Below are 13006 nucleotides of genomic sequence, written 5' to 3'. Positions count from 1 at the left end.
CGCCCGGACCCCGCACACGTCGGCCCCACGGCGTGGGCTCTGTAACTCGGAACGTACGCCGCGGGGAAGCGCTCAGGCGGATGAGGGGAACGCCTAGGCCTTCACCTCCACCAGCTTCTTCCCGTCGAACGTCATGAGCTCGAAGTGATCGATCTGGTTCGGCGTGAAGGCGGCGCCGCCGCTGACGTAGAGCGGGTTCTTCGCCTCCTCCGTCCTGGCGGTGGGGATGCCGTAGCCCTGCTCCGGGACCGACCAGGACGCGAGCGTCTCGCGCTCGCCGTTCTTGCCGACGGCGATCCAGGAGCACTTGAGCGGACCCTTGACACCCTTCACCTCGATGACGCCGCTGGTGCCCCAGTCCTTGGCCTTCATCGCGACGGTGGCGCTGACCCCGCTGCTCGGGTCGGTCGCCGAGACCTTGTCGGTCATGGTCTGGAAGGCGGCCTTGGCGGGCGAGACCGCCGCCACGTTGTTTCCGTTGTCGCTGCCGCCGCCGTTCACCGCCATCACGGCGACCGGGCCGCCGATGACCAGGGCGGCGGCGGCCGCGACGAGGTAGAAGCCGCGCCGTCGCTTCTGGGCGCGCCTCTCGGAGACCTCGTCGACCAGCCTCTCGACCAGCCGTGGGCTGGGTTTCGCGGACAGGGATTCGCCAATGGCCAAAGTGCCGTGGCTGCCCGGCATGTCGGCGAGCGCGGCCAGCATCGGTTCCATGCCGGCCAGGTCGTCGAGCTGCTGGGCACACCAGTCACAGGTGGCGAGGTGCGCCTCGAAGGCGGTCGCCTCCGCGTCGTCCAGGATGCCGAGGGCGTAGGCGCCGACGGTTTCATGGATGTCGCCCTGCCCCTGCGGACCGCCTCTCACGGCCCCGGGGCCGCCAGTGCCGAAGCCCCCGTACAGGTTGCTCATGCCGTCACCCCCCGCTCCTCCAGTGCCAGCTTCATGGACCGCAGGGCGTAGAACACCCTGGAGCGCACCGTTCCGCTGGGGATGCCGAGCGTTTCGGCCGCCTCATTGACCGTACGCCCTTTGAAGTACGTTTCGACCAGGACCTCCCTGTGGGCAGGGGTCAGGTCTTCCAGCGCGTCCGACAGTGTCATCAGCCACAACGCCTTGTCGATCTCGTCCTCCGCGGGGATGACCTCCAGCGGCGACGGGTCGACCTCCTGCGGCCGGGCCTGCCGGCTGCGGTGGCCGTCGATGACGATGCGCCGGGCGACCGTCACCAGCCAGGGGCGTACCGAACCGGTCGCTCGGTTGAGCTGGCCGGCGTTCTTCCAGGCACGGATGAGCGTCTCCTGCACGACGTCCTCGGCGCGCTGCCGGTCACCGGCGACCAGGCGCAGCACGTAGGCGAGCAGGGGTCCCGCGTGTTCTCGGTAGAGGGCACGCATCAGCTCCTCGTCCGGCTCGGTCGAGGACGCCGAGGACGAGGTCATGCGATGTCGGGCCCTTGGCCGCTTTCGTTCATCAGCCACGGCGGAATCCTTGCGCACGCCTACCTCCGGTGTCCGGGGGTTCCCCCAGTCGGTCGCTCACATCCGGGTACGCGCGTAGCGGTCGCCGTGTTCAAAGCGACAGCAGAATTTTCTCGGAGAAGGTGTGGAAGGCCACGCTCCTGGGCACTCATTTCTCCCCCAAGGGGACATACGTCCGCAGGAACGGAGAGACCCAGGTCACACCGTGGCCGCACTTCACTCCCGGAGTCGTCAAGATCGCCGTGTGAAAATTTGGCTGGACTTCGGTGGAGGAATTGTCGAGAGACGGGTGCGCACTGCCCGGTTTCATCCATTTTTCGGCAAGTCGCCTTTTTCTGGCGAGCCATACGGATGGTGTCCTTTTCCATCACTCCTTTTGGAGTTCCCGGGCTTTCAGGACTTTCGGAACGTCCCCTGGCGGACGAATGCGGCTGCGCCCGGCCGCCGCCTCACCGTGCCCCTCCCCGCCCCGTGAGAGCAACGTTCCCTTCCGGTCACTCGGTGCCACAGCGCGGAAACGCGTCCTCCCTACCTTCGGGACTCATCACCGCGTACGACACCTGGGCACCGCAGAACCGTGGAGGCGTCATGACAGCCCCGAGCACAGCCCCCGCCGCCGGCAGGGGAGGCCGCTGGATCCAGCAGTGGGATCCCGAGGACGAGACGTTCTGGAACGAGACCGGGGAGAAGATCGCCCGGCGCAACCTCTGGTTCTCCGTCTTCTCCGAGCACATCGGGTTCTCGGTCTGGACCCTGTGGTCGGTCCTCGTGCTCTTCATGGGCCCGAAGTACGGACTGAGCCCGGCCGACAAGTTCCTGCTCACGTCCATGGTCACGCTCGTCGGCGCCGTCGTCCGCGTGCCGTACACCTTCGCGGTCGCCCTCTTCGGCGGGCGCAACTGGACGATCGTCTCCGCGAGTCTGCTGCTCATCCCGACGATCGCCGCCTTCGTCGTGATGCACCCGGGCACCTCCTTCTCCACCTTCCTGGTCGTCGGGTTGCTCGCCGGCATCGGTGGCGGCAACTTCGCGTCCTCGATGACCAACATCAACGCCTTCTTCCCGCTCAAGAAGAAGGGGTGGGCGCTCGGTCTCAACGCCGGGGGCGGCAACATCGGCGTGGCCGTGATCCAACTCGTGGCCCTCGCCATCATCGGGGCCAGCGGCGGACCGCGGGTGCTGCTCGGCATCTACATCCCGCTCATCGTCGCCGCAGCCGTCCTCGCCGCCGTCTTCATGGACAACATCGCCTCCGTGAAGAACGACACCGGCGCCGCCAAGGACGCCGCGAAGGACGGCCACACCTGGATCATGTCCTTCCTCTACATCGGCACCTTCGGCTCCTTCATCGGCTACAGCTTCGCCTTCGGGCAGGTGCTCACCAACCAGTTCGGGCGCACCCCGCTCCAGGCGGCGTACGTCACCTTCGTCGGCCCGCTGCTCGGCTCGCTGATCCGGCCTCTCGGCGGCTGGCTCGCGGACCGCTACGGCGGCTCGAAGATCACGCTGTGGAACTTCGTCGCCATGGGCGCCGCGGCCGCGGTCCTGATCGTCGCCTCCATGCAGAAGTCGCTGTCGCTGTTCACCGGAGCCTTCGTGGTGCTGTTCGTGCTGACCGGTATCGGCAACGGCTCGACGTACAAGATGATCCCCGGCATCTTCCAGACCAAGGCCGTCGCGAAGGGACTCGGGGGTGAGGAGGCCGCCGCCTACGGCCGGCGGCTGTCCGGGGCCTCCATGGGTCTCATCGGGGCGGTCGGCGCGCTCGGCGGTGTCGGCATCAACCTCGCCTTCCGGCAGTCCTTCCTCTCCTACGGCTCCGGCACCGGCGCCTTCGTCGCCTTCCTCGCCTTCTACGCCGTGGCCTTCGTGATCACCTGGGCCGTATACCTTCGCCGCCCGGCCGTGCAGGCGCAGACACAGGCTTCCGGCCCCGAGGCGCAGCAGCAGCTCAGCTACGCGGAAGTGTGACGCGACGCCGGCCACTCCGTGGCGTGACGTAACACCAGCGACATGAAGCCGATCCGAGCCTGTCACGAGCCGTTGACAGGCTCGGTCGGCATGCAGGTACCACGCGTACGACCGGGGTTCACGAGCGTGTGACAGCCGGTATGCCGACTCGAGTGCGGGACGAGAGCCATGCAAGACAACCAGCAGCGACCAGAACACGGCCCCCTGGCGGGGTTCACCGTGGGCGTGACGGCCGCGCGGCGGGCCGACGAACTGGGGGCCCTGCTCCAGCGGCGCGGCGCCTGCGTGCTGCACGCGCCGGCCCTGCGTATCGTGCCGCTCGCCGACGACGGGGAACTGCTGGCCGCCACCAAGGAGTTGATCGACCAGGCGCCGGACGTCGCGGTCGCCACCACCGCGATCGGCTTCCGCGGCTGGGTCGAGGCCGCCGACGGCTGGGGGCTCGGTGAGGATCTGCTCGCCCGGCTGCGCGGGGTGCGGCTGCTCGCGCGCGGTCCGAAGGTCAAAGGGGCGATTCGGGCGGCCGGGCTGACCGAGGAGTGGTCGCCCACCTCCGAGTCCATGGCCGAGGTGCTCGACCGGCTGCTCGATGAGGGCGTCGACGGCCTCCGTATCGCCGTCCAGTTGCACGGCGAGCCGTTGCCCGGCTTCGTGGAGGCGCTGCGGGCGGGGGGCGCCGAGGTCGTGGGGGTGCCGGTGTACCGGTGGATGCCGCCGGAGGACATCGGGCCCGTGGACCGGCTCCTGGACGCGGCCGTCACCCGGGGCGTGGACGCGCTGACCTTCACCAGCGCGCCAGCCGCCGCGTCCCTGCTCTCCCGGGCCGAGGAGCGCGGACTGCTGCCGGAACTGCTCGCCGCCCTGAACCACGACGTACTGCCCGCCTGTGTCGGCCCCGTCACCGCGCTGCCGCTCCAGGCCCGCGGCATCGACACGGTCCAGCCCGAACGCTTCCGGCTCGGCCCGCTCGTCCAGCTGCTGTGCCAGGAGCTGCCCGCCCGGGCCCGTACGCTGCCCATCGCCGGCCACCGGGTGGAGATCCGCGGGCACGCGGTGATGGTGGACGGCGCCCTGCGGCCCGTGCCGCCCGCGGGGATGTCCCTGCTGCGGGCCCTGTCCCGGCGGCCGGGCTGGGTGGTCGCGCGGTCCGACCTGCTGCGGGCGCTGCCGGGCGCAGGACGCGACGAGCACGCCGTGGAGACGGCGATGGCCCGGCTGCGGACGGCCCTCGGGGCGCCCAGGCTGATCCAGACGGTGGTCAAGCGCGGCTACCGGCTCGCGCTCGACCCGGCGGCGGACTCCAAGTACGCCGACGTGTGAGCCGCCCCGGCGGTGACCGACGTGCGGCCTTCGCATTCACCTCGGAGGAGGGGACGTACGGGGCCTTCCCGAGGCGGGTGCGGGCGGGCACTGTAGAGGGGGCGACCGCGGCGACCCCAAGGCGGTGACAGGCACATGGCATCCGGCACGGTCACGGCCTCCTGCGCATTGCGGTTCGACTCCGGGCGGATCTGCCTGGACCTGCTGACGACGACGCACCCCGGGGAACGGCTCGACTCGGTGGACCGGTTGCGGGCGTGGATCACCGGGGCCGGCCTGGTGCCGTCGGGCACCCCGCTGACCGGGGTCGACGCGAGCTGGCTGCGGGCGTTCCGCGAACTGCGCGAGGACATCGGCCGGTTGGTGAACGCAGAACTGGAAGGGCGTCCGGCGGACGTGGCGCTGGCCCGGGTCAACACGGCGGCCCGGAGCGCACCCCCCGCGCCGTGCGCGGTCCGTACGGACGACGGCGCGCTGGTACGACGACTGCGCGCACTGCCGCTGTGCGAGGAACTGCTGGCGGTGGTGGCCCGTGAGACCGTCGACCTGCTGACCGACCCGAAGGCCCGGGCGAGCCTGCGCCGGTGCGAGGGTGACAACTGTCCGATCGTCTACCTGGACACGTCCCGCGGCCGACGCCGCCGCTGGTGTTCGAGCGAGGTGTGCGGCAACCGGGAACGGGTGGCCCGCCACCGCAGGCGGGCGGCGCTGACGCGGGTGTAGGTCCTGTCGTCAGGCCCCGGAAGTCGTCGTGGCGCGGCGGCGGCACGGGGCCCGAAGCCGCCTGCCGATCAGTCGAGGTCCTCCCACTCGCCCGGCGGCACGGGCGGCGCGGTGGTCGCGCGGGGGATCAGGTGGGTGGGCAGGACGAGGTGGCGCGTGCGGTCGGCCTCGGGGTCGTCGATGAGCTTCAGGGCCAGCTCCCCGGCCAGCCGGCCCATGTCCGAGGGTGACTGAGCGACCGTGGACAGATCGAACCACTCGGCCACCTGGTGGTCGTCGAAGCCCATGACGGACATCCGCTCGGGCACCTGGATCCGCGCCGCGCGCAGGGTGTGGATGACGGCCACGGCCAGTTCGTCCTGCTCGGCGAAGAGTGCGGTGGGCGGCTCCCGCAGGCTCAGCAGCGCGCCCATCCCCGCCTTCAGACCCCGTTTGTCCTCGACCGACATGGTGACCACCAGGTCGTCGTCCAGCGGGATGCCGGCCTCGACGAGCGCCTGCTGGTAGCCGAGCAGCCGCTCGCGCGAGCTGAAGCTGAAGCCGCTGGCGCCCACCGTGGGCGCGAAGGCGATCCTGCGGTGCCCGAGGTTGAGCAGGTGCCGGGTGGCCCTGCAGGCCCCGGCCACGTCGTCGACGTAGACGCTGGGGCGGCCCTCGGCGTGCTGGCTGACGTAGATGACGGGCATCCCGAGGTCGTCCAGCCGCGCGGTCTCCTTGTCGTCGAGGTCGAACCCGAAGACGAGGAGCGCGTCGGCGTTCCGCCGGGCCGGGAGGTGCTCGAAGAAGGCGGTGCGCTCGGCCATGTCCGGGATGACGTAGACGTTCAGGCCCATGCCGGCCGCGCGCAGCAGCGGGGCAAGGCTGGACAGCGCCGAGCCCATGAACCACGAGTTGAGCGTGGGCACGAGCACCGCCACGACCCCGGTCTTCCCCGTGACCAGGCTCGCCGCCTGCCGCGAGACGGCGAAGTTCAGCTCGCGGGCGGCCTGTTCGACCCGGGCGCGGACGTCCGCCGAGACGGACGTCAGCCCGCGCAGGGTGCGGGAGACCGTGGACGTGGAGACGCCGGCCCGTTCGGCGACGTCAGCCATCGTGGGGTGCCGCTGAGTCGGTGACATGAGCGGAAGTTAGCACAGAAACATGCATACGACTGCTGTCCCGTGAAAGCGCTGTCCCACTCTCCCACGATGGGGGTATATGCCCCATTTCACCCCGTAAATACCCGCGATGCCCGCGTAAATCTGTCCGAGATATCGACGACTTACGGATTGACTTCCCCCAATGTCACTCCTAGCGTGCAAGCGTTGTCACGACGACGTGCAGGACATTTCCGTGGAGTCGACCCATAGGGCTCCTGCCTGCACGTTTGAAGGAACACGCCCCGTGACAGCACTGTCAGCCGCGCCTTCGGTTCCGCACGACCAGGAGAGAGACAGTGATGACCAGGACCACCAGAGCCCTTCAGTGTTCCGCGACGCTCGCCGCCGCCGGGCTGCTCCTCACCGCCTGCGGCTCGTCCGGCGGCAGCGGCAACGGCTCCCGGCAGGACTCCCAGAGCATGTCGTTCAAGGGTCGCGGCCCCATCACGTACGTGTCCGGCAAGGACACCACCGGTACCGTCCAGACGATCATCGACCGCTGGAACAAGCTGCACCCCAAGGAGAAGGTCACCTTCATCCAGCTGCCGACGGACGCGGACTCGCAGCGGCAGCAGATGATCCAGAACGCGGAGACGAAGTCCGACGCCTACACGGTGCTCTCCCTCGATGTCGTGTGGACGTCGGAGTTCGCCGCCCACCAGTGGATCGACCGCCTGCCCGAGAGCCGGTTCCCGTTGCAGAACATGCTGAAGCCGGTGGTGGAGACCGCGAAGTACCGCGGCGGCCTGTACGCGGTCCCCGGCAGCTCGGACGGCGGCATGCTGTACTACCGCACCGACCTGCTGAAGAAGGCCGGCATCACCAGCCCTCCGGCCACCTGGTCCCAGATGACGGCCGACTGCGCCAAGGTGAAGAAGCTCCCCGAGGCCAAGGACATGTCCTGCTACGCCGGGCAGTTCCAGAAGTACGAGGGCCTGACGGTGAACTTCTCCGAGGCCGTGAACTCCGCGGGCGGAGTCGTCACCGACGCCAACGGCAAGCCGGACGTCGACACCCCGCAGGCCAAGAAGGGCCTGGACTTCCTGGTCGACTCCGTCAAGGACGGAACGATCCCCAAGGAGGCCATCACCTACCAGGAGGAGGACGGCCGTCAGGCGTTCCAGTCCGGCAAGCTGGTCTTCCTGCGCAACTGGCCGTACGTGTACGCGCTGGCCGAGAAGAGCCCGATCGCGGGGAAGTTCGCGGTCGCGCCGCTGCCCGGTCTGAACGGGCCCGGCTCCTCCAGCCTGGGCGGTCACAACCTGGCCCTGTCGTCCTTCGCCAGGAACAAGGCGACGGCCGTGGACTTCATGAAGTTCTTCAGCAGTGAGGACAGCGCGAGCTACTTCCTCAAGAACGCCTCCCTCGCCCCGCCGTACGCGAACCTCTACGACGACGCGTCGCTGGACAAGCAGTATCCGTACCTGCCCGTCCTCAAGCAGTCCATCCTGCACGCCGTGCCGCGTCCGCGGGTCGTGCAGTACGGGGACGTGACGTCGGCGATCGAGAAGGAGGCCTACGCCGCCCTGTCCGGCACCAAGAGCAGCGCGCAGGCCCTGAAGGACCTGCAGGCGGACCTGCAGAAGCTGACGGCGCAGTGAGGGACCGGGTCATGGCCGACACCAAGACTTCGTCCGGCACCGCCGCGCGGGAGCCCGGGGCGGCCGGCCGCCCCGGGCGGGCCTCCGCACTGCTGAGCCGCCGGCGCACCCGGTCCCGGGCGAGCACGGGCACGGGCCGGCTGGCGGCGCTGCTGGTCTCCCCGACGCTCCTGGTGCTGACGATCGTCGTGCTCTACCCGACGCTCATGGCGCTCGACGAGTCGCTGTACGGGCCCAAGGGGCTGGACCCCAGCACCGGCTTCATCAGCAACACCGAGCCGTTCGTGGGCCTGAAGAACTACACCGGCATCTTCGCCCAGGCCGGGGACCGGTTCTGGAACGCCTTCTGGAACACCACGCTCTTCACCGTCGTCACGGTGGTGCTGGAGACGGTGATCGGTGTGGCCATGGCACTGATCATGCACAAGGCGTTCCGCGGCCGGGCCATGGTGCGGGCGAGCATCCTCGTGCCCTGGGCGATCCCCACGGCCATCTCCGGCCTGCTGTGGCGGTGGATCTTCAACGCCGACGGGATCGCCAACGTCCTCGTCGGGCACCAGGTCCTGTGGACCGCCGACGGCTTCGCGGCGAAGGTCGCGGTCATCGTCGCCGACGTGTGGAAGACCGCCCCCTTCATCGGGCTGCTGGTGCTGGCCGGTCTGCAGGTGATCCCGAAGGAGGTCTACGAGGCGGCCCGGATCGACGGGGCCGGCGCCTGGGGCCGGTTCTGGCACATCACCCTGCCGCTGGTGAAGCCCGCGCTGCTGGTGGCGGTGCTGTTCCGGTGCCTGGACGCGCTGCGGATGTTCGACCTGCCCTACATCCTCATCGGTGCGCAGAAGGGCTCCGTGGAAACCCTGTCGATGCTCGCGCAGAACGAGGCGTCCAACGTCCGCTTCGGACCGGCCTCCGCCTACGCGGTGCTCCTCTTCCTCTACGTCTTCCTCATCGCGCTCGCCTTCGTCCGGCTGCTGGGCGCCGACCTCGTCGGCGACGGCGGCCTCAGCGGCAGGCGCGAGCGCCGGACCGGACGCCGGGGCATCGTGGCCCTGCGCCGTGCGGAGGTGACGGCATGACCCTCACAGCCACCTGGCGCCGACGGCTGCCCTACGTGGGTGTCGCCGCCGTGGTCGCCTACTGCCTGGCCCCGTTCTACTGGATGCTGGTCTCCAGCCTGCGGCGCGACGGCGACATCTTCAGCACCTCGCTGTTTCCCTCGCCGCTGTCGTTCCAGAACTACCGGGCCGTCTTCAACCCCTCCCAGGGGTTCTCGCGCGCGCTGCTCAACAGCCTGGTCGTCGCGGGCACCACCACGGCGCTGGCGCTGCTGCTGGCCACGTTCACCGCGTACGCGATGGCCCGGCTGGACTTCCGGTTCAAGCGACTGATCCTCACACTGATCATCGCCACCTCCATGTTCCCGGTGGTGTCGATCGTGGTCCCGCTGCTGAAGCTGTTCACGGACATCGGCTGGATCAACACCTACCAGGCCATGATCGTGCCGAGCATGTCCTTCGCGCTGCCGCTGGCGGTGTGGAACCTGACCACGTTCTTCCGCCAGATGCCCGACGAGCTGGAGCACGCCGCCATGGTCGACGGCTGCACCCGTGGCCAGGCGTTCCGCAGGATCATCATCCCGCTGGCCGCGCCCGGCATCTTCACCACCGCGATCATCACCTTCATCGCCGCCTGGAACGAGTTCCTCATCGCCCTGTCGATGACCAACAAGCCCGAGATGCAGACCGCGACGGTCGCCATCTCGAAGTTCTCCGGCGCCACGACCTACCAGACGCCGTTCGGCAGCCAGATGGCGGCGGGCGTCGTCGTCACCATCCCGCTGGTGATCATGGTGCTGTTCTTCCAGCGCCGCATCGTCGCCGGACTCACCGCAGGCGCGGCCAAGTAGACCGCGCCTTCCCCACCCGCGCTTTCCTCACTTCCGAAGGAGCAACGCAGCCGTATGTCCGGTACCGCACCGTGGTGGCGCAGCGCCGTCATCTACCAGGTCTACATCCGCAGTTTCGCCGACGGGAACGGTGACGGCGTCGGCGACATCGCCGGCATCCGCTCCCGTCTGCCCTATCTGAAGTCGCTCGGCGTCGACGCCGTCTGGATCAACCCGTGGTACAAGTCGCCGATGGCGGACCACGGTTACGACGTGGCCGACTACCGGGCGATCGACCCGCTGTTCGGCTCCCTGGCCGAGGCGGAGGAGCTCATCGAGGAGGCGCACCGGCACGGCATCCGCGTGATCCCCGACATCGTGCCCAACCACACCTCCGACCAGCACGCCTGGTTCCGGGCGGCACTGGCCGCCGGACCGGGCAGCCCCGAGCGGGAGCGCTATGTCTTCCGGCCCGGCCGCGGACCCGACGGCGCCGAACCGCCCAACGACTGGGTCTCCTCCTTCGGCGGCCCCGCCTGGACCCGGCTGCCCGACGGGGAGTGGTACCTGCACCTGTTCGCCCCCGAGCAGCCCGACCTCAACTGGGAACACCCGGAGGTGCGGGCCGAGTTCGAGTCGGTCCTGCGGTTCTGGTTCAGCCGGGGCGTGGACGGCTTCCGCATCGACGTGGCGCACGGACTCGTCAAGCACCCCGAACTGCCCGACCTGCCGCCCCGCCACGAGCCGGCGCTGCTGGGACCGCTCTCCCGCCGGGAGGACACCGAGGAGCGGATCCGGCAGCACGTCGACCATCCGCACTGGGACCGCGACGAGGTCCACGAGATCTACCGGGCGTGGCGCAAGGTGGCCGACGAGTTCCCCGGCGACCGGTCCTTCGTGGCCGAGGCCTGGGCGGACACCCCCGAGCGGCTCGCCGCCTACGTCCGCCCGGAAGGCCTGCACACCGCGTTCAACTTCGACTTCCTGATGGCGGGCTGGGACGCGAAGGACCTGCGCGCGGTCATCGACGACTCGCTGGCCATGCTCGGCGCGGTGGGGGCACCGGCCACCTGGGTGCTGTCCAACCATGACGTGATGCGTCACGCCAGCCGCTACGGCCGCAGAACCGTCAAGCGGTGGCTGGCCAACGAACGCTACGAGCCCGAAGGCCCCGTGGACCTGGAACTGGGCGCCCGGCGCGCCCGGGCGGCGGCCCTGCTGATGCTCGCCCTGCCCGGCGGCGCCTACATCTACCAGGGCGAGGAACTCGGCCTGCCGGAGGTCGAGGACCTTCCCCAGTCCGTGCTCCAGGACCCCATCTGGGAACGCTCCGGGCACACCGAGCGCGGCCGTGACGGCTGCCGGGTGCCGATCCCCTGGTCCGGGCGCACCGCGCCGTTCGGCTTCAGCCCCGACGGGGCCCCGGCCGCGCCCTGGCTGCCGCAGCCCGCCGACTGGGGCGAGCGCAGCGTGGAGGCGCAGACGGGCGACGAGGCGTCGATGCTGGAGCTGTACCGCCGCGCCCTGCGCGTGCGCCGCGAGCACCCGGCGCTCGGCGACGGCACTCTGGCCTGGCTGGACGCGCCCGCCTCGGTCCTGGCCTTCCGCCGCGATCCCGGCTTCGTCTGCGTGGTCAACCTCTCCTCCGAGGCCTGCCGGCTGCCGGACCACACCTCGGTGCTGCTCGCGAGCGGCCCCGTCGAGGGGGGTGTGCTGGCGCCGGACCACGCGGCGTGGCTCGCCGTGTAGCCGTCCATGGGACACCAGGGCCGTCCGGTGCCGTCCCCGCTCACCGGGCGGCCCTGGTTCTGCGAGGGCGCGTACGTCGCGAACGGCTTCCGAAGTCGGGCCGGGAGTGCCGCGCACGGCGAGCCCGGCAGCACCTGCGGACGTCGGGGCAGGTGCCCCGCGGTATCAGTCCGCGGTGCCCATGACCTCGGCGTCAAGGGACGGAATCCATCCGTCCGTGGGCCGCCGCAGCCACCCCTCCGCGTCGGCGACCTGGGCCGAGGCCCGTCGAAGCGCATCGAGTCCCGGATGCGTCAGCCCCTGTCGCCACACCAGTGAGACCGGCGAGAGCGGTACGGGATCGACGAGCGGACGCCGCACCGTCCCGGGCAGGGCGGGGAAGTCCACCACGGCGAGGATCGGGTGGCGCGTCCTGGCCATGATCCGCTGGAACTCCTCGTCCCCGACGGCCAGTGGAACCGGTGGCGCGACCCGGATGTGCCGCCCGTCGAAGAGACGGTGTGCGAGGTCGGTCCACTCCGGCGTGCGCGGGTTCCCGGCGCCCGCGTAGACCGTCTCCCCGGCCAGCGCGGACAGCGGCACCGCCTCCAGCGACGCCAGACGGTGGTCCTCGGGCAGGACGACCGCCATCGGTTCGTAGCGCACGGGCTGCTGCGCGAGCCCGGCCCGCAGCCGCGGGGGAAGTCCCGCGAACCGGCCGAAGGAGGCGTCCAGCCGGCTCGCCAGCACCTCGACCGCGGCGTAGGTGAGGCCGCTCTCGTAGCGGGCCATCAGCTCCTGGTCCGGGGCGAGTTCGCGGGCCCGCAGCAGCACCCGGCGCCCGGTGGCCAGCCCCGGGGAGTTCAGGTCGACCAGCAGGGGACGGGCCTGCCCGAAGGCGGCGAGGAGTTCGTCCTGCGCGTCCAGCACCCGGCGCGCGTACGGCAGCAGGCGCTCGCCCTCGGGAGTCAGCGTGACCTGCCGCGTCGTACGGACGAACAGCTCGGTGCCCAGCTCCCCCTCCAGCCTGCGGATGTCACGGCTCAGCGCCTGCTGGGCCACGTAGAGGCGGGCCGCGGCGCGGGTGAAGTGGAGTTCCTCCGTGACGGCGAGGAACGCGCGGAGCAGGCGGGGGTCGACGGAGACGGCAGGCACCACGCG

11 protein-coding genes are annotated in these 13006 nt (G+C 70.3%); 7 read left to right on the top strand and 4 right to left on the bottom strand.

Features of this window, described 5'->3' with window-relative positions; translation table 11 throughout:
* Window positions 1-93: 93 nt before the first annotated feature.
* Both AC5WS8_RS07415 and AC5WS8_RS07410 read right to left on the bottom strand, forming a co-directional pair.
* Entirely contained in the window at window positions 94-909 is an 816-nt protein-coding gene (locus tag AC5WS8_RS07415) for an anti-sigma factor family protein (RefSeq protein ID WP_496102490.1), read from the bottom strand.
* The gene (locus AC5WS8_RS07410; RefSeq protein ID WP_103841015.1) at window positions 906-1496 is read right to left on the bottom strand and encodes a sigma-70 family RNA polymerase sigma factor; all 591 of its coding nucleotides are present in this window, start codon (window positions 1494-1496) and stop codon (window positions 906-908) included. The genes AC5WS8_RS07415 and AC5WS8_RS07410 overlap by 4 nt, the downstream gene beginning before the upstream one ends.
* 570 nt (window positions 1497-2066) lie before the next feature.
* On the opposite strand from AC5WS8_RS07410, the gene AC5WS8_RS07405 reads away from it, so the two are divergent.
* From AC5WS8_RS07405 to AC5WS8_RS07395, 3 genes are all read left to right on the top strand, one after another.
* Window positions 2067-3449 carry a nitrate/nitrite transporter gene (locus AC5WS8_RS07405; protein ID WP_496102489.1) on the top strand — a complete coding sequence of 461 codons (1383 nt, stop codon included), beginning with the start codon at window positions 2067-2069 and terminating at the stop codon, window positions 3447-3449.
* 168 nt (window positions 3450-3617) lie between these two features.
* The gene (locus tag AC5WS8_RS07400; RefSeq protein WP_496102488.1) at window positions 3618-4769 is read left to right on the top strand and encodes a uroporphyrinogen-III synthase; all 1152 of its coding nucleotides are present in this window, start codon (window positions 3618-3620) and stop codon (window positions 4767-4769) included.
* A 135-nt stretch (window positions 4770-4904) separates the two neighbouring features.
* Entirely contained in the window at window positions 4905-5492 is a 588-nt protein-coding gene (locus tag AC5WS8_RS07395; protein WP_496102487.1) for a CGNR zinc finger domain-containing protein, read from the top strand.
* A 68-nt stretch (window positions 5493-5560) separates the two neighbouring features.
* Here AC5WS8_RS07395 and AC5WS8_RS07390 read toward each other — a convergent pair whose 3' ends face one another.
* The gene (locus AC5WS8_RS07390) at window positions 5561-6610 is read right to left on the bottom strand and encodes a LacI family DNA-binding transcriptional regulator (protein ID WP_496102486.1); all 1050 of its coding nucleotides are present in this window, start codon (window positions 6608-6610) and stop codon (window positions 5561-5563) included.
* 320 nt (window positions 6611-6930) lie between these two features.
* Between AC5WS8_RS07390 and AC5WS8_RS07385 the strand changes: the two genes are divergently transcribed.
* From AC5WS8_RS07385 to AC5WS8_RS07370, 4 genes are read left to right on the top strand one after another with little or no spacing between them, the layout of a single operon-like run.
* Window positions 6931-8232 (top strand): ABC transporter substrate-binding protein, encoded by a 1302-nt coding sequence (locus AC5WS8_RS07385; RefSeq protein WP_496102485.1) that lies wholly within the window; start codon window positions 6931-6933, stop codon window positions 8230-8232.
* 11 nt (window positions 8233-8243) lie between these two features.
* Window positions 8244-9308: a carbohydrate ABC transporter permease gene (locus tag AC5WS8_RS07380; RefSeq protein ID WP_496102484.1), complete on the top strand. Its 1065-nt coding sequence runs from the start codon at window positions 8244-8246 to the stop codon at window positions 9306-9308.
* Complete coding sequence (locus AC5WS8_RS07375) at window positions 9305-10138, top strand: carbohydrate ABC transporter permease (RefSeq protein ID WP_496102483.1); 834 nt, start codon at window positions 9305-9307, stop codon at window positions 10136-10138. Before AC5WS8_RS07380 ends, AC5WS8_RS07375 begins: the two co-directional genes overlap by 4 nt.
* A gap of 54 nt (window positions 10139-10192) precedes the next feature.
* Window positions 10193-11866 (top strand): glycoside hydrolase family 13 protein, encoded by a 1674-nt coding sequence (locus AC5WS8_RS07370; RefSeq protein WP_496102482.1) that lies wholly within the window; start codon window positions 10193-10195, stop codon window positions 11864-11866.
* Between the two features lie 165 nt (window positions 11867-12031).
* On the opposite strand, the gene AC5WS8_RS07365 is transcribed toward AC5WS8_RS07370, so the two are convergent.
* Window positions 12032-13000, bottom strand: coding sequence for a LysR family transcriptional regulator (locus AC5WS8_RS07365; RefSeq protein ID WP_496102481.1), 969 nt, complete (start codon window positions 12998-13000; stop codon window positions 12032-12034).
* Window positions 13001-13006 lie beyond the last annotated feature (6 nt).

It is taken from the genome of Streptomyces sp. PTL18 (genome assembly GCF_059510295.1).
This window is presented reverse-complemented; position numbering and strand designations above follow the sequence as displayed.